Origin of the sequence: Planococcus sp. A6, from assembly GCF_028823615.1 — a bacterium.
Lineage (GTDB): Bacteria > Bacillota > Bacilli > Bacillales_A > Planococcaceae > Planococcus.
In genome coordinates this window covers 1-1,014 of sequence record NZ_JAPEHT010000265.1, presented here as the reverse complement: position 1 = coordinate 1,014, position 1,014 = coordinate 1, and the positions used below count along the sequence as shown (strand labels likewise).

1 protein-coding gene is annotated in these 1,014 nt (G+C 48.7%); it reads right to left on the bottom strand.

Features of this window, described 5'->3' with window-relative positions; genetic code table 11:
* Window positions 1-141 precede the first annotated feature (141 nt).
* Window positions 142-1,014: LA2681 family HEPN domain-containing protein (locus ON064_RS18365; protein ID WP_274625893.1), on the bottom strand; the 873-nt coding region annotated here is incomplete at its 5' end.

Sequence of the window (1,014 nt, the reverse complement as noted above, 5' to 3'; positions counted from 1 at the left end):
ACGCTTCTCCAAATACTTAGAAATATCATTGCATTTTTGAATGTAGAAAAAACGATCCCATTCTCATTCGTAATGGATTAATAGACTTCTTCAACACTCTGAAAAGCCGTGCAGCAAAAACTGCACGGCTTTTTTCTCTAGTTATTTCTTGCCGATCGCCAAGGCGAACTGCAAGTACATCAGGCCATTGCGCGCTTTTTGGCTCATGGCGAGCGTCATGCGTTCGAGCTCTGCTTCCGTAATGTGGTGGCTTTGTGCACGGGCGTTGTCTTTTTCGAACGGCTCCGCTTTTTCAACCACTTGCAAATAGCTATTGTCGATGCGGTTGCGGATGTGCAAGGCTTTTTTCACGAACAGGCTTTGCTCGTCCGATTGCTCATAGCCGTACACTTCTTTCGACTGCCAGTACAAGGCTTTCAAGGCATCGTTTTTCGTGTTCTGAACAAATGGCTTGAGTGGCTTTTTCAAGTCTTCTTCCTCAAACCAGATGCGCTGGAAATTGACGCGCGGCTCTTCGACGCCAAGTTGCATTGTCTGGTTCAATAACAGCGCCATTTTGTCGAATAGGGAATAAGCTTGGCGATAAATTTGCTTCAAGTCTTCATGGCGTTTCGTATAGCGCGTATTGTCGCCGTCCATCTTATGGTCGTCCGCCACCTCTTCGCTGTTTAATGCGAGGTAGAGTGAACGGCGCATCGTCGTGAATTCGTGTGTCAGCGAGTCCAGGAAATTGCCGAGGAACGCGTTGTTCTGGATGCGCAGCGGGAGGTCGCGCTTCGCCATCGTATCCGGCTCGATATCGTTGCCACTATTGAGGAACAATTGCTGCTCGGCGCACCAGTTGAGATAGCGCTGTTCGTCTGCAGTTGGTTCGGGCTGCTGGGCGAGTTTCACTGGATCCACATCACCGAGTTGATCGATCATATTTTCGGCAAGTTTGATGCGTTCGTCGTAAAGGGCTTGGCCTTTTTCGTCTTTGATGTCGGTTTTGGCTGTCTTGAATAAATCAAGCGC